A 20,367-nucleotide genomic window follows, 5' to 3' on the forward strand; every position below is an offset into this window, starting at 1 on the left:
GTTCATTTATTCTATAAAAGGAAACATTAATTTCTCATTTTCACTTAAATACATATTCTCCTTCGTGATGACCACGGAGCCTGTGTCTATTATCTGTTCCACTTCCTCACCCTCAACAGCTTCAATCGCCGTCTTCACAGCTAAATACCCCATATTAAAGGGCTTCTGCATGACCGTGCCAAGCAAAATCCCTTTTTCGAGGAGCTTCACCTCATTGCTAGAATTGTCGAACCCAAACAATTTCACTTTGTCCTGAAATCCCATATCCATAATCGCCTCCCCAGCACCTAGTGTAGAAGGTTCATTAAGACCGATTATTCCCTTTAAATTTGGCTCGTCCTTTAGCAAATCAATAGTTAACTGATACGCTTTTCGCACGGAACCATCACTGTATAATGTAGGCTGCACATCATGAACTCCATTTTCTAAAAGGGCGTCACGAGCTCCTCTTTCCCTCTCTATTGCTGTCGCAGAGCCTTGTACAAAGTTAACGATGGCGACTTTATCCTCTGGATCGATATATTTTCTTAACTCCTGCCCTGCCTTACGTCCTGCTTCATAATTATCCGTAGCAATAAAACTCTCTGATACACCACCGCTCAAGCCCGAATCTACAGTAATAAGCGTAATGCCAGCTGATTTGATCTTTTCCGCGATTGGAATGAGGCGATAATAATCCGTAGCAGATAAAATAATGGCGTCAGGCTTCTCCTTAATTGCTTGCTCCAACAGTTCTATTTGTTGATCTACATCAAGCTCTGTATCCGTTCCAACCGTGCGAACCTCTGCACCGAACTCCTTAGCCGCTGTTGCCACACCTTGTTTCATCACTTCCCAGAATTCAATACTGCTGTCGATAGTCTTGGGCACATAAATAATGGTCCTAACCTTTGCGTCAAGCTCATTTGCAAACATACGATAGGCTAATGAACCCAAAGTAACAATGAAGAGCAGCAACAGAGTATACAGGCCAATTTTTGACCGTAATGCGCTCATTGACTCTCCTCCTCATAAATTACAGGTATTCGTAAAGTGGCCGTCGTTCCTTCCTCCATCTCGCTTGTAAAAGACAAACCGTATTTCACACCGAAATACAGCTGGACACGATGGTTCACATTTGCGACACCTACACCGCTGCCAGTCTTGAAATCTGACTTTTGCAGCAGTACCTTACCCATCTGCTCTTCATCCATCCCAATACCGTCATCAATGATCTGTACGATAATATCGTTCTGTTCTTGTCTTGCCCGGATCAGAATGTGCCCTTGCTCAGGATTATGTTTTATGCCGTGATAGATCGCATTTTCAACCAAAGGCTGAAGTACCATTTTTAAAATGCTGCAGGTTAGGATATCTTCTTGTACCTCTATGGAATAAGTGAATTTATTACGATAACGCATGTTCTGAATCGTTAAATAGTGCCGAATATGCTCTAATTCTTTGGCCAGCGGAATCAATTCCTCACCCTCACCAATTGTTGAACGGAGCAGCTTGGATAGAGATGAAGTCATCTCCACCACTTCCTCCATCTTTCCTGTCTCTGCCATCCAAATAATCGAATCAAGTGTATTGTACAAAAAGTGAGGTTTATTCTGCGCTTGCAGCGCCTTCAGTTCACTCACACGCTTCATCTCTTGCTCCAAGACGATCTGACCCATTAACTCTTTAATCTTCATGATCATAAGATTAAACGTACGAGCAAGCTTGCCGATTTCATTCGTGCTCTCAATCTCTACGCGTATGTCGAACTCTCCACGTTCCGCTTTTTTCATATTCAGCTCCAAATTCTTCAGCGGTTTGGTCAGTGCGTAAGAGAGAAAAATCGATATAGCCATAGCAAAAATCAAACTAATTGCTCCCCATAAGGCGGCGGTTCCTTGCATACGTTGCTTGTTCGCGACCAAATCATCTGGATAAGTGACTCCAACTATTTTCCAGCCAAAGCTGGTAGTGTCCACAGTGTACAGTTTCTGGTCATTCCCCGTGTTAACCGTAACAGATCCATTTTTGATCCCAAGGACCGTCTCCAATTGTTCGAACTTGAGCTGGGAGTAAATCAACTGCTGTTGTGGATGATAGACAAGGCTACCTGCGGGATCGACGATAAAAACATAACCGCGTTTTCCCAGTTCGATTTGTTTACATAGATTATTAATTACACTGTAATTGAGATCTACGAGCAGTACACCTTGTTGATCCGCTTCCGTCATAGCATTCGCATTCGAGAGCTTTCGGCTTATCGACACTACCCACCGGTATTCATCTTGAAAGATGTGCTGCACATGTGAGGAAGAAACTGCAACGTCTAGTTGATTCATAGCTTTTTGATACCAATCTTGAGCTATTAGTTCAGGAAGCGGTTTCAAAACAGCATGCTGTCGATCCGAAACGGTCATGCCATCTGAGCCTGCATATAATATAGAGGAAATATCCGAGCGGGATTGAACGACTGACCGGAGATAATGACTGGCAAGCAGTTTATTCTTAAGCGCTTCTTCTTTATCTAAATTCGAGCCTTTTATATATTTCTCTAGATCACTGCTAGTTAACACCAGAGCGGCTATGCTCTCCATATTGCCAATGTAATTCTCGATATTCAGTTTTACTTGTTCTATTAATTGTGAAGTGTAGGCAACAGAATTGCCCTTGACCGCGGCTGAGGACAGGCGATAGGAAGTATAACTCAGGACAATAGTTGTGCAGAGGATAAGAAGTGAAAAGGAGACAGCAATATTAGTATGAATGCTTCGGCTGCGGAAAAAGCGCTGTGCTCTCATAGAGAGAGATTCTCCTTCTGCCGGTGTCGATATTCCTTCGGTGTGCTTCCTACATTACGTTTGAAAATAACACTAAAATACTGTGGATCAGCATAACCAACTCTGGCAGCGATATCATATGTCTTCAACTGTGTGACCGTAAGGAGTTCTTTTGCTTTTTCCAAACGGAGTCGAGTCAGATATTCTATAAATGTTTCTCCGGTATGCTGTTTAAAAGTTGCACTGAAATAACTGATGCTCATAAAAATATGGCTACACAGCTCATTGAGTGAAAAGCTGTCATTACAATAATTCTCGCGAATATAAGCTTCTGCGGCTTGCATCTGAGAAGTCCGAACCGTTGTTCTCTGTTCCGATAGTTTAAGTATCAGCTCATGGCAAGTCCTCTCCAGATAATTTCTAGCTTCATCTAAAGTCTTAAGCGCAGCAACCTCTGCAAACATATTATGCGAAACAACTACTGTATTTGGGAAGCCGATGTCGACCACATAATTCATCAAAGAAACCAGCAGCTGATAGATGCTGCTACGGCAGCCTTCTATAGAGGAGGTATTACTTTTAAGCTCCTGAAACCACTTCAATAGAATTTCCGATACAGCAGAAGCTTTACCTGTCTTTAAAGCGGATATGAATTGCTTTTCCCATGAGGTGAAATGCGCCTGATCCAATCCCTTGCCAAACTCAAGATCCTGTATGGAGATAACTTTATCTATGCCTAAAAGGTAACGATATTCTATGGAGGAGACCGCTTCTTGGAAGGATAGTGGAATTTGTTGCAAAGTATTATATTTTCTACCGATGCCTATGGTTGATGACAGCTTCAAATATTTATTTAAGCTACTCTGGACTTGCTCTGCAAGAAGCTGCGTTGCTACTTCTAACGTCTCTGAACTGCCGGATCTTATCGCAGCGATTTTTCCATCTCTCGTCTGGAATACCACTCCGTCTTGCTCTTTCTCCAACTGCTCCTGAACAATGTTAAAGGCTCCGAAACGCAGTAGCTCTGCATCAAAAGCTAGGTCCTGGCTTCGTTTCTCAAGTTCTATATCTATAACGAGCGCAAGGTACACTTGACCCTGTAACTGAATATGAAAATAACTCAATTTATTCTCGATTTCTTCGCTTTTCATTCGAGTAGTTACCAGCTGCTCCAAAAATCGTTCCCGCAGCAATGGAAGACTCTGATTAAGTTGCATACGAAGCTTAACTAAATTCGCTTTTTGTAGATGCTCTTCATCTAAATCCTGCTTCATCTTACTTAGAAATTCAGCAAACTCACGTGCATTAATCGGTTTTAATAAGTACTCAGTCACCTTCAGTGTTATGGCCTGCTTCGCATATTCGAAGTCTTCATATCCAGTGACGATAATGACCTTCATATCCCGGTACCTATCCATCACAGCTTTGGCCAATCCCAGTCCATCCATAAAAGGCATACAAATATCAGTAATAATTACGTCAGGCCGATGCTGCTCGATTGCTTCCAGCGCATCTCGGCCATTATCGAAATCACCAACCAGCTCAAACCCATATTTACTCCATGTAATCTTCTGTTTGATCCCTTCACGAACCTCATCTTCATCATCAACCAGAATTATTTTGTACATCCAACACCTCCACAACTTTGAACTTATCAGCATAAGCATAATAGAGGCCGCCTGCGTGAGGCAACCTCTATTATTAAACTCTATTCGTATAGTAGAGGTTTGATCTCATCAGAATCTATATTGTTTTTATCATACCAGTGGAACCCCGTGTCGATGTTCTTTTCAACCGCTTCCCCTTTAATCGCTTGCACAGCTGCCTTCACAGCTTGATAGCCAATACCAATGGGGTCTTGTGTAACAGCGCCAGCCACAACACCACTGCGGATAGCATCCATCAACTGCTTGCCAGAGTCAAAGCCGACGACTACGATCTTACCATTCATTTGCAATTCATTTACTGCATTAGCCACACCTACAGCAGAACCTTCGTTAGAGCCATAGATTCCTTTCAGATCCGGATTTGCCTGCATCATCGCTTTCGCAAGGTCTGTGGACTTTAACTGATCTCCACCCCCATATTGCGGCTCTAACACTTGAATATCCGGATATTTTGCTTTCATTTGTTCCAAGAAGCCATTGCGACGCTGTTGCCCTGTGCTGCTCGTTTGGTCATGTATGACAAGGCCCACTTTACCTTTCTTGCCAATCAGTTCAGCCATTTTATCTGCGGCCAAAGCAGCTGCTGCTTTATTGTTAGTCGCTGCTGTTGCTACAGGGATATCACTGTCTACACCAGAGTCGAAGCCGATGATAGGAATCTTATTTTCCTTTGCCTTTTCTAGATAAGGAATCGCAGCCTTGCTGTCTAGTGCGGCTAGCGCAATTGCTGCTGGCTTCTTGTCGAGAGCTGTTTGCAGCATCTCAATTTGTTTATCCACCTGACTCTCATTTTCTGGACCTTCGAAGGTAATCTCAACATCAAATTCCTTAGCAGCTTTCTCCGCTCCTTGCTTCACCGCTTGCCAGAATTGATGCTGGAAACCTTTTGATATGACTGGAATGTACGGTTTGTCTGAACCGGATGCACTCTTGTTACTATCATTGTTGTTACATGCACTCAGCGATGTAGTGACTAATAACAGACAGGCAAGCATGATAAACCCTCTACGACGCAGTTTCATTTGAATCTTCCCCCTCGTCATTTGCTTTGTATATCACTCCGGATGGAGATCATACCAAGTTTATTGCTTACGGCGGCGTAGAATATCAGCGTAAACCGCAATGATGATTACAACACCGACAATGACCGTCCGCCATTCCTGAGCCACGGACATAATCTGCAAGCCATTCGTCAGCACACTCATAATCAGTGCGCCAATAATCGTGCCTAGAATAGAACCTACACCTCCACTTAAGGAAGTTCCGCCAATGACCACTGCCGCAATAGCCTCTAGTTCATAACCGGTGCCCAGTGATGGCTGTGCTGAATTCAAACGTGATGCCATCAGGATACCTGCGATTCCGCTAAAGATCCCTGTAATGGAATAGATAATAATCTTCCATTTGACTGTGTTCACACCTGATAAGCGAGTAGCTTCTTCATTACTGCCAAGCGCGAAGTTGTAACGCCCAATAATCGTCTTAGACAAGATTATGCTTGCGATCATACCGAGTAATAAGAAGATAACGATGGTATTGGGTATACCGGGGATCATTTTACCCATAGCGATCTTGGCGAAGATCGGATCATCGTTGAAATAAATGGGTTTGGCTCCTGTAATGACAAGCGACAAGCCTTTGGTGACCATCATAATCGCCAGAGTGGCGATGAAGGGTGGAATGTTCATCTTCGCCACCATCAAACCGCTGATAAAGCCGCACAGTGCTCCAGCCAGAATCCCACCTACAATACCTAACGGGACGGGCAGACCCCAGAAGGTAATAATGACTCCAACCATAACAGATGAGAATGTCATTACAGTACCCAGAGCGAGGTCGATGCCACCCGTAATAATAACAAAGGTAGCTCCAAGCGCTAATACTCCGATTACAGCTGTAGAAACTAGAATTCCGACAAGATTTGAGAATTGAAAAAAGTTACTGGAGGATAAAGAGAATACGATGACCAATATGATCAGACTGGCAAATGCCAATAATTTTTGTTTGAATCCGGATTGCCCTCCCGTTTGCTTCATACCCGCTGGCTGACTAATCTCTTTATCCGCGATCTTCATAGTCCTGACACCTCCGGTTAACTCTTGAACAGTTATGAACGTTTCGTCGCATATTTCATAATCGCCTCCTGCGATGCTTCTTCTGCGGGGAGTTCTCCTGTTATACGCCCTTCACACATAATGATAATCCGATGGCTCATTCTTAGAATCTCAGGAAGATCTGAAGAAATGATAATGATCGCCTTCCCTTGACTCGCAAGCTGATCCAGCAGCTTATAAATTTCACTTTTCGCGCCTACATCAATACCTCGTGTGGGCTCATCGAAGATGAGTACATCACAGTCTCTAGTCAACCACTTGCCGATGACCACTTTCTGTTGATTACCTCCGGACAGAAACTTAACCTTTTGACCTACACTTGGAGTTTTGGTGGCTAGCGCTTCAACATGCTGCTCCGCTGAGCTTCGCATCTCCCGCTCCTTCATCCAGCCAAATGAATTACGGAATTTATAAAAGGAGGCAATCGCATTATTCATGCTGATATCCATATCCACAAGCAGTCCGAAACGTTTACGGTCTTCGGACAAATACCCAATACCATGCTGTACCGCTTGATGTGGCTGACGTATACGAACCGATTTTCCATGGAGCATAATTTCACCCTCATCGATGGGATCGGCACCAAATACGGCACGAACAACCTCGGTACGTCCAGCTCCCATTAAACCAGCGAAGCCCAAAATCTCACCTTTATACAGATGAAAGCTAATATCCTTGAACGCATGCCCTCTAGAAAGATTCCGAACTTCTAAGACAACTTGCTGAGTCTGTTTCGCAATCGTTGGTTTCGACGTTTGATATAATTCACGTCCAACCATCATGCTGATGATCTGATCAATCGTTATTGAATCGGTACGAACGGTATCTACATAACAACCATCGCGCATAACTGTAATGCGGTCTGTAATTCGCTTCAATTCATCCATGCGGTGAGAGATATAAATAATTCCCACACCTTTATCTCGTAGCTGCTCAATCATTCGAAATAACTCGTTAATTTCTGTATCTGTTAACGCGGCGGTTGGTTCATCCATGATCAATACCTCGGCTTGGAAAGACAAGGCTTTAGCGATTTCAACCATTTGCTGATTAGCAACTGTCAGATCTGATACCAAAACTCTGGGATCCAGCTTCAGATTCATTTGATCAAACAAAACCTGAACTTTTCGGTTTATCTCTAAATCATCAACGAACCATTTCAGAGCTTTTCGCGGCTCTCGTCCAATGTAAATGTTCTGGGCGACCGTAAGATGAGGCATTAAATTCAATTCCTGATGGATGATACTAATTCCAAGCTCCTGTGCTTCACGGGTATTAACAATCTCCACTTCATTTCCCTTGTACCACATTTGACCAGCATCCTTGGAATAGACACCTGTCGCAATCTTCATAAGGGTAGACTTGCCAGCGCCATTTTCTCCTACTAACGCATGAACTTCCCCACGCTTCAGCTCAAATTGACATTCATTCAAAGCATGAACACCTGGGAAAAACTTGTTGATTCCCTCCATACGAAGCAACACTTCGTTCATTTTGATATCCACCTCAAATTCTTTGAGAATGCATTAACCCTTAAAGTAATCGCTTTCAATCCGGAATGTAAAATCATTGTATTCCCTATAAGTTGCCATTGTAATGGAATAATCTCCGTAAAAAAGTTTAAAATTTTATGTTTTACACAAAAAAAAGCTGAACCGAGAGCACCTCAGTTCAGCACAAATGTTATACCCTAAAAATCACATGTCAGCGATCCCTCTTACAGGCTTGCGCCATTTCCAGCCACCAATGTGAAGGTCTTAGGAATTCCCTTATCATACACGTCGGAAGATAGATTAGGTTCTTCTACTAATTGGCGGATCACTAGTCCGCTATTAGCTGCAGCGGTTACAATTTCTCCGAGTGTCCAGCGGCGCCAATACACAACACTATGCTCTTGTTCACCTGCTGGTGTACCTGTGGAAGGCAAATACTTGGAATAGGATACCTTCTTCTCTTCCAATGATGAGTCAAAATAATCTCCGTTTACTTTGTGTTTGCGTACCTTCGCAGTAGATCCCTTTGAGGAAATAAGCTTGGTCGTTACCGGATGAAAATCGCGGAGTACAAATACGCCTCCAGGAGAAAGCAATCGGCGAGCTGTTTCCATGAATAGTGTAAGGTTAGTAAAGTAATGAACAATTCCTAACTCCGCGAAGACGATGTCATATGAACCGTCAAGGACGTCTTCTGGTAGCTTAAGAATATCTGAGACGATATAGGTTAGTGGTACCCCTGCTTCTTGGGCAAGATCAGCCGCATATCGCGCATTGGCTTCCGAGAAGTCAGCAACCGTTACTTCCGCACCTAGTAATGAGAGTGCCACGGCCTTCATTCCGTTTGAGCCCATTAAATTCATCATTTTCTTCCCCTTCACCTCTCCAAAAAAAGAAAGGAGCGGGTAAAGCTTTGCACTTGGTTCCTTTATTAATTTTGCAGCTGCTTCTGACGGTGTACCAAACCGAGTTACCCAAGCGGTATAAGTATCTTCGTTCCAAAGCTCTTCGCTTGTTGGCACAGCGTTTTTTTCTGCCTGATTATTTGAATATTGATTCTGCTCTTCCATCCATTACTACCCCTTTATGTGTAAAATATCTGTTATGAAGCATTCTGAATGGCATCAGCCATCCGGATAGTTTTCCTTCTTCCCGCGTACAAATATACTGCGAGTCCAATCATAACGAGCAGCCCACCTGCCCATTGTAAGGTTGTTAGCTGTTCACCCAAGAGTAAATACGCTAAGATACTGGCACCCACTGGTTCTCCTAAAATGTTCATTGAAACCGTAGTCGCAGATACATATTGTAGTAACCAATTAAACAAAATATGGCCAAACACCGTTGGCACCACTGCTAACAATACAAAGATTCCCCATTCCTTGGCCGGATAATTAAAAAAGGAAATCCCCATGAACAGATTGTATACGGCGAACACGCCAGCGGCTGACAAGAAGACAATCAAGCTATATAAATAAGAGGGCATGCGCACCACTAGCTTTTGACCGATCAGCATATGTATAGCTACCGCCACAGTGCCTCCGACCGATAATAGATCACCTTTAAGATTATCTGCAGAGATTCCAATATCACCCCAGCCGATAAACACGACACCGCCAATTGCAATGCCAAGCCCTAGAATAGCAGACAGAGCTGTCTTTTCCTTATACAAAAAATAAACACCCAGCATAATAAATACAGGCTCCAGCGCCATGATCATTGTTGAACTAGCTACCGAAGTATACTTTAATGATCCCATCCATAGCAAAAAATGCAGCGCAAGCATTGCGCCTGAGAGGATGAGCATTAGCCAGTCTTTTTTACGAAGAGCAAAAGCAGCTCCACTATAGGGTCTTGCAAAAGGCAGCATCAGCAGTGAGGTAAATAATAATCTGTACATGCCTTGTATAGATGCAGGTGCATCAGACCATTTAATAAAAATGGCGGAAAAAGAGATGGCCACAATCCCTATCAACATTAATAGTGGAATCGGAAGTGGCGGTTTTTTAAGTTTCACATGTTACGCGTCCTTTCAATATCTTAAGTCACTTATGTTAATTTAACGCAGACCGTGAAAAAATGCATCTTTTTTCATAAGATTTCACTAAAAAAAGCACAAGCAATGTCATTTCTGACGAAAGCTCATGCTTCTTAAAAGGCTACGGCTTCAGAACAACCTTGATGCAATCTTCTTTTTTCTCACTAAAAACGTCATAGCCATGCTCCGCTTTACTAATTGGCAGGCGATGCGTAATGATATCTGTAGGATCAAATTTATTTTCTTTAATCATCTTATACAGCAACGGCATATAGTGAATCACCGGCGCTTGTCCCATCTTTAATGTGATGTTTCGTTCAAATAGCTGACCCAGCGGGAACATATTGTAATTAAGTCCATAGACCCCTACAAGCTGGATGGTTCCGAATTTACGTACGATATCCGCGGCCATTCTGAATGCACTGAGCGAGCCCCCTTGCAGCTTCAGAACCGTTTCCACTTTCTCCAAGGCAGATATTTTGGCATCTAGACCCACACAGTCAATAACCACATCTGCGCCCCCATGAGTGATCTCCTTCAAATGAGCCCCAATGTCCTTGATCTCTTCGAAGTTATAAACTTCAACATTATTGGTCAGCTTCGCATGTTGCAATCGGTAGCCGATATGGTCAACAGCAATGACTCTAGAGGCTCCTTTGATCCAGGCAAACTTTTGAGTTAGCAGTCCCACGGGCCCGCAGCCGAGAACAATGACCGTATCTCCCGGCTTCACTCCCCCGCTTTCTACTCCCCACCAAGCAGTAGGCACAATATCAGATAAGAAAAGAATTTTCTCATCTTCCATTTCTGCATCCTCCGGAACTACAAAAGGCCCAAAATTACCATAAGGTACCCGCAGCAATTCAGCTTGTCCGCCAGCAAAACCGCCATAAGTATCGGAATAACCAAGATAACCGCCTGTGTCCTTGGCGTCATTAGCATTGTCGCATTGGCTCTCCATCTCATGCTGGCAGAAAAAACACTGCCCACAGGCGACATTAAAGGGGATGATGACTCGGTCACCTTTTTTGACTCTAGTTACGTCAGGTCCCACTTCCTCAACAATCCCCATCGGCTCATGACCAATAACATAATCATCATGCATACCTGGAATTTCTCCGTTATAAATGTGCAGATCCGAGCCACAAATCGCCGTAGTGGTAATCCGAACAAGAATGTCATCTTTTTTCTCAAGCTTCGGATCAGCTACTTCTTTAACTTTCACTTTTTTCTTCCCTTGGTAGGTTAGTGCTTTCATGCTGTTAATCCGCTCCTTTGGAGATGGTCTAGAGATATAACGTTCATACCTTTCTATGTTATATCCCTAAGCCCTAACCTCTTATCCATGAAGAAGCGGAGAATACATCATCAGTGCGTAATTATCAGTTACAGCTTCATCTCCAATTAGATCTCCAGATCGGGTATATACTTTTCGACTGATCTTATTACTGCGTATATATCCGCCCCAAGGCTCTAGACTAATCCTATGATCACTTTCGTATACTTCATAATCATAAAGCGCCTGCTCATTGCATCTCCATTCCCCGTGTAAATGGCTATCGTCCAGCCAGAGCTTTAGTTGATACGTTTGAGCGGTGTTATTTTTCAATTGAAGATCCAAATAGTTATAAGAACAGGTCGCCCCGCTTCCAAAAGGTTGTGTACGTTGTTCATCTGGAAATACATCATAGCTGTGACGATGCCGTTCAATAACGGTAAGTGGTGTGTGCAGTGCCATCCAATAGATCAGATTAGACAACTGGCATAAGCCTCCTCCAACCCCGGAATGAAAACCACCATAATGCAGCACCATACCCTCCAGATACCCTTTTCGTTTAGTGGGCTTACCAATACTTCTCCAGTAGGAAAAAGTCTCCCCCGGCTGCACAACAAGTCCATCCAGCTTCGCAATTGCCAGCCGTAAGTTAGTAATTTTATTGTATTGAAGCAGCATATCTACATTCCGAAGACTTCTTAATAACGGGGTAGCATGAGTCATAGCTGCATAAGATAATGTTTCATCCGTACGCTGCTTCGCTATTTTGCTTCGTCCAGTGTACCATTTCAAATATCTTTTCCAAATAAAATATCGTTTGCCAGCAAACAATCTAAGGCGAGAACGCTGAATAGGCTTCATGGCAGCCTGGGGTGTATTCATCTAGAACTGAACCTCGCTTTCAGCTCGTAACTGGGCGAATCTACCTCCAATTATCGCATTATGATGCTTAACGATCTCCCTACTACTCAGAACCCCATTATCAAAGGTGCTATGAGCATCTGAAACCAGTACACTTTTATATCCCATGCTGTATGCGCGTCTTATTGTCGTATCCAGACAGAATTCACTTTGCATCCCACAGATCACCAGATTCGTGATCTCGAGCTTTTGGAGTTCATCTTGCAATTCCGTTCGGTGAAAAGCATCCCAAGTAGGCTTCTCAACGATAACTTCGCCTTCCTGCGGTGTGATGCGGTGACTGATCTGCCAAGTGGGTGTACCTTTTGTGTACTCCTCATCTTCGGTATGTTGAATATACACAATAGGAGTACCTGCTAATCGAGCTTTTTGCTGAAGGGAGACAATCCTGTCCATCACACCCTCTTCATCGTACAGCTTTAGTTCATAGGAGAACATGGCTTCTTGAACATCGATAATTAATAATGCTGTTGATTGTTCCAAATGAATAACCTCCAAGAGCTTTTTTCAAAATCATACCAGAAACTGGGACAGACTATCTACCTACTAGAAGTTACAAATGTTAAAAATAAAAAACGAGCATCTGTAAGCTGATACCCGGACGATTTCATCAATCTTTTATTTGCCACGCTTATTATGCCAGATCAATGCATGCAACTGTGGAAGTACACGAACCTTGTTCATATCCGAATCCACGATTACTTTATTAAACAACCACTCCAGCCTTCCCAGAAGTCGAGCAGAAATGTTGCCCTCTTCCGTGACATCATCATTACCAGGCTGCAGAAAGAGCTGCACATTCGGATATCGCTGGTGAACGTTTTTCGCATAATCAAAATCATTATCATCAAACACTACGACCTTCAAGCTATGCGTAGAACGACCCAGTTTCTCCATCTTACTCATGATGTTATCTAACATTTCCCAATTCGTTGTCATTCCTGAGCTTGGGGGTTTAGGGCTGATTGTCAGCACATCCACGTCATTGAACCAATCCTGCCATTTACTCCCCTGAGTTTCTATCGCTGCTTTTATTCCACGCTCATGAAGCAGACTGATGAAGGTACCCATTCCTTCACCAATCAAGGCAGGATTACCGCCTGAAATCGTAACACAGTCGAAATTATCTCCAGCTAACGCCAATAATTCATTTATGATTTCTTCTGCTTCCATCATGCGAACCTTATTCTTAGCCGTACCATCCCAAGTAAAAGCGGAGTCACACCAGCCGCAGCGATAATCGCAGCCATAGGTGCGGACAAACATCGTCTTCACTCCAATTACCGCACCTTCGCCTTGAATAGTTGGACCGAACATTTCAATTACAGGAATCTTACTCACAGTCACAGCCTCCATACAAACGGTAGGATGGCCCTTCATCCGGAACGTCTTCAGCCAGCACCTCTGCCCAAGAGGTTGGAGTCTCCCATAGCTTTACCGAGTATAAAGGCAACCCTGCTTGCTTAAGCTTGTAGGCAATATATGAAGACATATTCTCCACTGTGGTGCGGAAAGACAATAAGGCTACTTTGGAGCCCGTATTCGTTAACGTCTCTAACACAGGTTCATTTCCCATAGCAAGAAAAGCGTGATCTAAACGATCTACAAGGCTTTGTTGTACTGTCATTTTGATATCGCTAAAATCAATGACGAAGCCTTCATCCGAGTGGCCTTCCGCGGCCATAGGTTTGCCCTTAAGCACTACTTCGAGCTTATAAGTATGTCCGTGCAGATTGCTGCATTTCCCTTTGTGTCCCACTAACTGGTGTGCCGCATCGAACGTAAATATTTTGCAGACTGAAACCTCGTTAAGCATTAAGAACCGGCCTCCATTCTCTCCGCCTCATATTGCTCAAGACCACGCTGACGCAATAGACAGGCTGGACAAGTACCGCAGCCACTGCCAATAATACCGTTGTAACAGGTCAGTGTGTGTTCGCGAACATAATCAAAATACCCCAGTTGATCGGCCATTTTCCACGTTTCTTTTTTATCCAGCCACATTAGGGGAGTGTGGATCGCAAACTCATAGTCCATAGATAAGTTCAGCGTAACATTCAATGATTTCACAAAAACATCACGGCAGTCCGGATAACCGCTAAAGTCCGTTTGGCAAACCCCAGTGACGATATGGGAGTACCCCAGTTGTTTAGCTAATATAGCGGCAAAAGATAAAAACAACAAATTCCGTCCATCGACGAAAGTACTTGGAAGCTCATCCCCTTCCCCAGCCACGATATCTATATCCTGACGGGTAAGTGCATTGGGTGCCAGCTGATTAAGCAGCCCCAGATCAAGAATATGCTGTTTTACATTAAACTTAGCTGCTATCTCTGTTGCAACTTCGATTTCAGCCGCATGACGTTGATTATAGTTGAAGGTAACTACCTGCACTTCCTCATACTGCTGCAATGCCCAAACCAGGCAAGTGGTGCTATCTTGTCCGCCGCTGAATACGACGAGTGCTTTTTTGTTCATATGAATCTCTCCTTATCACAAGTTGGAATTTAGCGGTTGTCCACTTTTTCTGGATAGAGGTCGTGATTGATTAAGCGGTGTTCCGCCATCGCCTCATACTTCGTACCCGGTCTTCCATAGTTGCAATAAGGATCAATTGAAATGCCTCCGCGCGGAGTGAACTTGCCCCATACCTCAATGTAACGCGGATCCATCAGTGAGATCAGTTCATTCATAATAATGTTGACACAGTCCTCATGAAAGTCACCATGGTTGCGGAAGCTAAACAGATACAGCTTTAATGATTTGGATTCCACCATTTTTTGTTCAGGAATATACGAAATATACAGCGTGGCAAAATCCGGCTGACCCGTTACAGGACACAAGCTAGTGAACTCAGGGCAGTTGAATTTAACAAAATAATCACGTCCGGGATGTTTGTTATCAAACACCTCCAGAATGTCTGGATCATAACCAAACTTGTACTGTGTTCCCTGATTACCAAGCAAAGTAACTTCTTGCATTTCCTCTTTCAATCTTCCTTCTGACACGACAAAAAACCCCTCTCTTTTCCTTCGGCCTTGGCCGGTAATGGAAAGAAGAACGAGATTTCGAAAACTTGGCTCCACTAAGAAGAAACGGAAGCAACGTCCGGATAAAGGACAGCAACCGCTTGTACTGTTTAATATATTCTTAGTTTTTTATAGAGGGAGTTCGCGAACCTCTCCTGCACAACTTTAGTGCAGACTTCTTCTTAAAGCATAAAGCATATTGCGTCTTGAACTATACCATGGGTAGCCCGCTCCTGACAAGTTCTACTCTTTACTGTTACCTTATACAGATCAGCAAATCACTCCAGATTAACGTGGATAGACCTGCGTATGTAGAGATTAGGAAGCTCAAAACCAATGCCAATTTGATTGTGGATTTCTTTTTAATGACATGAATTATTCATATGGTTAATTAAGATGCGGCAAAAAAAAGGATTCAAATCCTAAGAAAAGGGTAACTTATTCATAATAATCTTCGAGCTAAGGGTGGGAGCATTTTATGGAACAAAGTATACAGCAGCTTATGGATTGGCTTAACAATCATTTGAATGAAACAATCGCTATTGAAAAGAAAGAACTTCGTGATTTGGATAAAGTTCATTTCAATTTAGAGTCCGTAGATTTCCGGAGTGCAGACGATGTTATTGATGAATATCTTGGAAGTGCACTGATATTAAGAGGTTTCGGCAGCACACTTAACGCCGATGGTGAACTGGTATCCCTGCCACAATCCACTTATGATTTAGCTGTTGAAGGTCTTCAAATCGTAGACTTAGCCGACCGCAAGGCAGAAATAACTACGGACAGAGCTAATTACACCCTTTCAGTAGATTAAACGAACATGATTATGATAAGCAAAAAGAGCCCACAGCGATTGCGGGCTCTTTTTGCTTATCATTTATTCTTCTCCAATGATCTCCACTTCAGTTTCCAGCTCTACACCGAATTTATCCTTCACAGTCGCTCTTACATGGTGGATTAGCCCGATGTAATCACTGGCTGTTGCATTATCTGCATTCACAATAAATCCCGCATGCTTCTTGGATACCTCAGCACCGCCGATTCTTGTACCCTGTAAGCCGCTCTCTTGAATTAACTGACCTGCAAAACGGCCTGGAGGCCGCTTAAATACACTCCCACAGGATGGATACTCAAGCGGTTGCTTCGATTCACGTAAATAAGTTAGTTCATCCATTTTTGCCTTGATCGTTAAAACATCACCGGAAGTCATAGCAAATTTGGCCTCAAGTACAATGTACTCACCGCTTGCGAACACGCTTTTTCTGTAACCCCATTGCAGCTCATCACCTTGCAGAGTTACCAATTGCCCGTTCTTATTTATAGCTAGTGCACTATGCAGGACATCTTTGATCTCACCGCCATAAGCACCTGCGTTCATATAGAGCGCTCCACCAACTGTTCCTGGAATGCCACAGGCGAACTCAAGACCCGTAAGCTCCTTATCAAGTGCATATCTGGAAACATCAATTATTTTGGCACCACATTGCGCATATAAGAGATTGTCGCGAATCCCCATTTCGGTCAGTCCTGCCGTTTGCAGAACGATCCCACGTACACCTCCATCACGGATAATCACATTGGAGCCATTCCCAAGTACCGTAAGGGTTATCCCATTTTGTTCTGCATATGTAACGATCTTTTGAATTTCATCATAAGTAGCTGGTGCAGCCAAAATATCAGCTTTGCCGCCCATTTTAGTGTACACGTGATCTTTTAAATTCTCATGACTTTTCACTTTTCCTGCAGTCATTAGCTGCTCTAGGTCATCTTGAATTTTGTCAATATTCATGTTTTCATGCTCCTTTAACCATGTATAAATGATGGTCCTTGATCTATTTTAAAGAGTTATTATGAAATTGTAGGCAACCACAACTGTAACAACGAACAGGCTCCCTTGTCAATGACGGGAGCCTGTTCGTTGTATGATTTTAGATGATAATTACACAGCTTTATAGGCAGCAAGCTCGTAAGGAAGACACAGTGGCACACCCGTACGTGGATCCGGAACGATATCCGCTTCAATTCCAAACACTTCCCGCAATACATCTGGTGTCATAACCTCAGTAGGTGAGCCTTCGCTAACCACAGTACCGGACTTAATCGCTACCATATGCTGCGCATAACGAGTAGCATGATTCAAATCATGCACGACCATGATGATGGTACGACCTTCTTCCTCATTCAGCTTTTGCAATAGCTGAAGAACTTCGAGCTGATGCGCCATATCTAGGAAGGTTGTAGGCTCGTCAAGGAATAAAATATCTGTTTCTTGAGCTAACGCCATAGCGATCCATGCGCGTTGACGTTGTCCACCTGAGAGACGGTCAATAGGGCGATCATGAAAAGATTCCATGCCCGTAACAGAGAGGGCGTTGGAGATGATGTTGCGATCCTCAGCGGTCATCGTGCCAAATCCCTTCTGATGAGGGAAACGACCGTAGCTGACCAGCTCAGATACCGTCAGACCGTCAGGAGCCGTTGGGTTCTGCGGTAGAATCGCTAGCTGCCTAGCAACCTCTTTAGTTGAAAAGTTATGGATCGATTTGCCGTCCAGCATTACGGTGCCACTCTTCGGCTTCATAATCCGGGCCATCGTTTTGAGGATTGTAGATTTACCGGAGCCGTTAGCGCCCACTAGTGCGGTGATTTTTCCCGTAGGGATAGACAAGTTCAATCCTTTAACTATAGTAGCCTCTGCATACCCAATACTTAATTCTTCTGTATTCAAACGTTCTGACATGATCTACAACTCCCTTAAAAGTTTTATGGAGCTTTGCTCCTAAGTATGAACTAATTTACGCTTTAGACTTGGCGAGTAAATATAAAAAGTAAGGTGCGCCAATAATCGCAACCACAATGCCAGTAGGAACTTCCGCAGGTTGCAACACCCATCTGCCGATGGTATCAGCGGTAATCATAAGAAGCGCCCCTGTCAAAGCACTAGCAGGTAATAACACCTGATGACGGGGTCCCACGAGCCTGCGAGCCAGGTGTGGTGCTATCAGGCCGACGAAGCCAATACCTCCGCTTACTGCGACGCAGGAGCCGGCAAGCGCTACGGCTGTTACCAGAAGGAGAATACGTTCCTTCTCCACACGCATTCCTAGACCTAATGAAGTATGGTCCCCTAGATTCAATACATTTAGAACCCGGGCTTTATAGAAGGCGAACGGTAACAGAATCGCGATCCAAGGCAGCAAAGCAAGGACGAATCTCCAATCCCCACCCCATATTTTCCCGGCGATCCAAGTAGCTACAAATTGATAATTATTAGGATCAAGCCTAAGTGCCAATACAAGCTGGCAAGCATTGATTCCTGCAGCGACCGCAATCCCGATAAGGATCAGCCTTGTAGGAGACAGACCATCTGCCTTCCGGTAGGCAAGAATATAGATTAAAGCTGCGGTCAGGCCAGCCCCACCAAGCGCTAGGAGAGGCAAGACAAATACCGGAGCTGCTGTTGTAGCCGGAAAGAACGAGATAAAAATGATTACAGCAAAACCTGCACCAGCACTTATGCCCAGCGTAGCCGGTTCGGCGAGTGCATTACGTGCGAGACTTTGTAGAATACAGCCTGATACTGCAAAGCCCGCTCCAACTAACAATGAAATTACGATGCGGGGTAATCTGAAATCAAATAAAATAAGCTTTTGCTGATGTGTTCCATCACCCAGCAGTGTATGTAATACCTCCAGTGGGGATAGACGCATAAACCCTGTATTCATACTGACTATAAACACCACGACGATCAGTATAGCAAGGAGCGATAACACCGTTAGGGCGCGTGTACGGCGTTCTTTTTCATCTGGAGTAAGGGTTATTTTGGGCATTACAGCTCCCCCTTCCGCTTACTCGCTAAATAAATAAAGAAAGGTACGCCGATGATGGCAATTAAGGCTCCTAGCGGTGTCTCATACGGTGCATTTATCATTCTTGCGGCAATATCTGCAAAGATAATCAATAAGCTCCCCAGAACAGCCGAGCAAGGTATAATCCAGCGGTAGTCCACTCCAACGAAATAACGTGTAACATGTGGAATAATTAGTCCTATAAAAGCAATCGGGCCAACCGTTGAAACCGCACTTCCAGCTAAGATAACCACAACAATCATACATGCCAACTGAACTAACCTTGTCCGCTGCCCCAGACCAACCGCAACTTCTCTTCCTAAGCTGAGCAATGTAACGGATCGTGATAACATCATCGCTGCAATTAAGGCTACGGCCACCCAAGGGAATATAATCTTGATCTGAGTCCAGCTAGCTCCCCCCATCCCACCGGCTAACCAGAAGGCTATATCCTGAGATAAGTTGAAAAGAATAGCTACTCCCTGACTAATAGCAACCAATAAAGCACTAACTGCCGAACCTGCTAGTGTCAATCGCAAGGGGGTCAGGCCATTAAAAGAAAGCGAACCGATTCCGAATACGATAAAAGAGGCCACAGCGGCACCGATAAAGCAATACAACATTAGTGAAGTGAATGAGAGTGAGGGTGCAAAAGCAAATACTATTGCCAGCGCTACTCCTGCTCCTGCATTCAAGCCTAACAGCCCTGAATCCGCAAGCGGGTTTCTTGTCATCCCCTGCATGATAGCCCCTGCTACTGCGAAGCAAGCACCGACTAAGGCGCCAGCAATAGCACGTGGAAATCGCAGTTCTCTAATCACCTGATGTTTTTGTAAATCTGGATTGAAATGAAATATTGCTTCCCATACCGTAGCTAACTTGATATCTGCCGCACCCACTGAGACCGAAAGTGCCAATCCGAAGGCAATGGCAGCAAGTCCAAAAATAAGAATACCAATGGCAGCTGCCGGTCGGGTATGTAGAGCTTTTTTGGGTTCATTGTTAATACGATTTGCGAAATCTGAGGGTGAAACCATGGGTTGTCTCCTTATTCAATAGTTACAATGGTTTATATGATAACAACAATCATTCTCATTATCGCAAAAATATTTATGTTGTACAATTGCAGGAACGATTTTTCCGTACTATGGGATTGGTTTATAAAAAAATGGTGCAGATCTTTGTATCACGAGATACTTGATCTGCACGCCCTTCCCCACCGAAA

Annotated in this window: 20 protein-coding genes and 1 riboswitch; of the genes, 1 reads left to right on the forward strand and 19 read right to left on the reverse strand. The window is 43.8% G+C overall.

The features are described 5' to 3' along the window. Positions 1-6 precede the first annotated feature (6 nt). The 15 genes from MHH86_RS16575 to queF form a co-directional block, all read right to left on the reverse strand. Positions 7-996, reverse strand: coding sequence for a substrate-binding domain-containing protein (locus MHH86_RS16575; RefSeq protein WP_036687526.1), 990 nt, complete (start codon positions 994-996; stop codon positions 7-9). Continuing rightward, positions 993-2,777 (reverse strand): sensor histidine kinase, encoded by a 1,785-nt coding sequence (locus MHH86_RS16580; RefSeq protein ID WP_342479362.1) that lies wholly within the window; start codon positions 2,775-2,777, stop codon positions 993-995. The genes MHH86_RS16575 and MHH86_RS16580 overlap by 4 nt, the downstream gene beginning before the upstream one ends. After that, positions 2,774-4,384 carry a response regulator gene (locus tag MHH86_RS16585; protein ID WP_076099093.1) on the reverse strand — a complete coding sequence of 537 codons (1,611 nt, stop codon included), beginning with the start codon at positions 4,382-4,384 and terminating at the stop codon, positions 2,774-2,776. Before MHH86_RS16585 ends, MHH86_RS16580 begins: the two co-directional genes overlap by 4 nt. Before the next feature lie 80 nt (positions 4,385-4,464). Next, positions 4,465-5,445, reverse strand: a complete 981-nt coding sequence (locus MHH86_RS16590; protein WP_076099092.1) for an ABC transporter substrate-binding protein — start codon at positions 5,443-5,445, stop codon at positions 4,465-4,467. Between the two features lie 60 nt (positions 5,446-5,505). Then, complete coding sequence (locus tag MHH86_RS16595; RefSeq protein WP_036687770.1) at positions 5,506-6,459, reverse strand: ABC transporter permease; 954 nt, start codon at positions 6,457-6,459, stop codon at positions 5,506-5,508. A 71-nt stretch (positions 6,460-6,530) separates the two neighbouring features. Continuing rightward, positions 6,531-8,030, reverse strand: a complete 1,500-nt coding sequence (locus tag MHH86_RS16600; RefSeq protein WP_076099091.1) for a sugar ABC transporter ATP-binding protein — start codon at positions 8,028-8,030, stop codon at positions 6,531-6,533. 224 nt (positions 8,031-8,254) lie between these two features. Further along, positions 8,255-9,100 carry a class I SAM-dependent methyltransferase gene (locus tag MHH86_RS16605; RefSeq protein WP_076099090.1) on the reverse strand — a complete coding sequence of 282 codons (846 nt, stop codon included), beginning with the start codon at positions 9,098-9,100 and terminating at the stop codon, positions 8,255-8,257. 32 nt (positions 9,101-9,132) lie between these two features. Then, positions 9,133-10,047, reverse strand: a complete 915-nt coding sequence (locus MHH86_RS16610; RefSeq protein WP_036687536.1) for a DMT family transporter — start codon at positions 10,045-10,047, stop codon at positions 9,133-9,135. 142 nt (positions 10,048-10,189) lie between these two features. Then, the gene (locus MHH86_RS16615; RefSeq protein ID WP_076143589.1) at positions 10,190-11,326 is read right to left on the reverse strand and encodes a zinc-dependent alcohol dehydrogenase; all 1,137 of its coding nucleotides are present in this window, start codon (positions 11,324-11,326) and stop codon (positions 10,190-10,192) included. Positions 11,327-11,407: 81 nt separating this feature from the next. Next, positions 11,408-12,226 carry a VanW family protein gene (locus tag MHH86_RS16620; RefSeq protein WP_038571429.1) on the reverse strand — a complete coding sequence of 273 codons (819 nt, stop codon included), beginning with the start codon at positions 12,224-12,226 and terminating at the stop codon, positions 11,408-11,410. Continuing rightward, entirely contained in the window at positions 12,227-12,748 is a 522-nt protein-coding gene (locus MHH86_RS16625; protein ID WP_038571431.1) for a cysteine hydrolase family protein, read from the reverse strand. A 135-nt stretch (positions 12,749-12,883) separates the two neighbouring features. Beyond that, on the reverse strand, positions 12,884-13,606 hold the full coding sequence (queE, locus tag MHH86_RS16630; RefSeq protein ID WP_038571434.1) for a 7-carboxy-7-deazaguanine synthase QueE: 723 nt from the start codon (positions 13,604-13,606) through the stop codon (positions 12,884-12,886). Continuing rightward, positions 13,599-14,081, reverse strand: coding sequence for a 6-carboxytetrahydropterin synthase (locus MHH86_RS16635; protein WP_036687544.1), 483 nt, complete (start codon positions 14,079-14,081; stop codon positions 13,599-13,601). The genes queE and MHH86_RS16635 overlap by 8 nt, the downstream gene beginning before the upstream one ends. Further along, entirely contained in the window at positions 14,081-14,743 is a 663-nt protein-coding gene (gene queC / locus MHH86_RS16640; protein WP_036687545.1) for a 7-cyano-7-deazaguanine synthase QueC, read from the reverse strand. Before queC ends, MHH86_RS16635 begins: the two co-directional genes overlap by 1 nt. Before the next feature lie 29 nt (positions 14,744-14,772). Continuing rightward, positions 14,773-15,246 (reverse strand): preQ(1) synthase, encoded by a 474-nt coding sequence (queF, locus tag MHH86_RS16645; protein WP_038574518.1) that lies wholly within the window; start codon positions 15,244-15,246, stop codon positions 14,773-14,775. A 163-nt stretch (positions 15,247-15,409) separates the two neighbouring features. Further along, a riboswitch (PreQ1 riboswitch) is annotated at positions 15,410-15,453 on the reverse strand. A 319-nt stretch (positions 15,454-15,772) separates the two neighbouring features. On the opposite strand from queF, the gene MHH86_RS16650 reads away from it, so the two are divergent. Then, positions 15,773-16,108: a hypothetical protein gene (locus tag MHH86_RS16650; protein WP_036687547.1), complete on the forward strand. Its 336-nt coding sequence runs from the start codon at positions 15,773-15,775 to the stop codon at positions 16,106-16,108. 63 nt (positions 16,109-16,171) lie between these two features. Here MHH86_RS16650 and murB read toward each other — a convergent pair whose 3' ends face one another. The 4 genes from murB to MHH86_RS16670 form a co-directional block, all read right to left on the reverse strand. Beyond that, positions 16,172-17,083 (reverse strand): UDP-N-acetylmuramate dehydrogenase, encoded by a 912-nt coding sequence (gene murB, locus MHH86_RS16655; protein ID WP_036687548.1) that lies wholly within the window; start codon positions 17,081-17,083, stop codon positions 16,172-16,174. 150 nt (positions 17,084-17,233) lie between these two features. Further along, positions 17,234-18,034, reverse strand: a complete 801-nt coding sequence (locus MHH86_RS16660; protein WP_342479363.1) for an ABC transporter ATP-binding protein — start codon at positions 18,032-18,034, stop codon at positions 17,234-17,236. A 55-nt stretch (positions 18,035-18,089) separates the two neighbouring features. Further along, a complete protein-coding gene (locus MHH86_RS16665; protein WP_036687550.1) occupies positions 18,090-19,124 on the reverse strand; it encodes an iron ABC transporter permease in 1,035 nt (344 codons plus the stop codon). Next, the gene (locus MHH86_RS16670; protein ID WP_051491521.1) at positions 19,124-20,179 is read right to left on the reverse strand and encodes an iron ABC transporter permease; all 1,056 of its coding nucleotides are present in this window, start codon (positions 20,177-20,179) and stop codon (positions 19,124-19,126) included. Before MHH86_RS16670 ends, MHH86_RS16665 begins: the two co-directional genes overlap by 1 nt. Positions 20,180-20,367: the final 188 nt, after the last annotated feature.

Source organism: Paenibacillus sp. FSL F4-0097 (genome assembly GCF_038593125.1).
Taxonomy (GTDB): Bacteria; Bacillota; Bacilli; order Paenibacillales; family Paenibacillaceae; genus Paenibacillus_AQ; species Paenibacillus_AQ odorifer.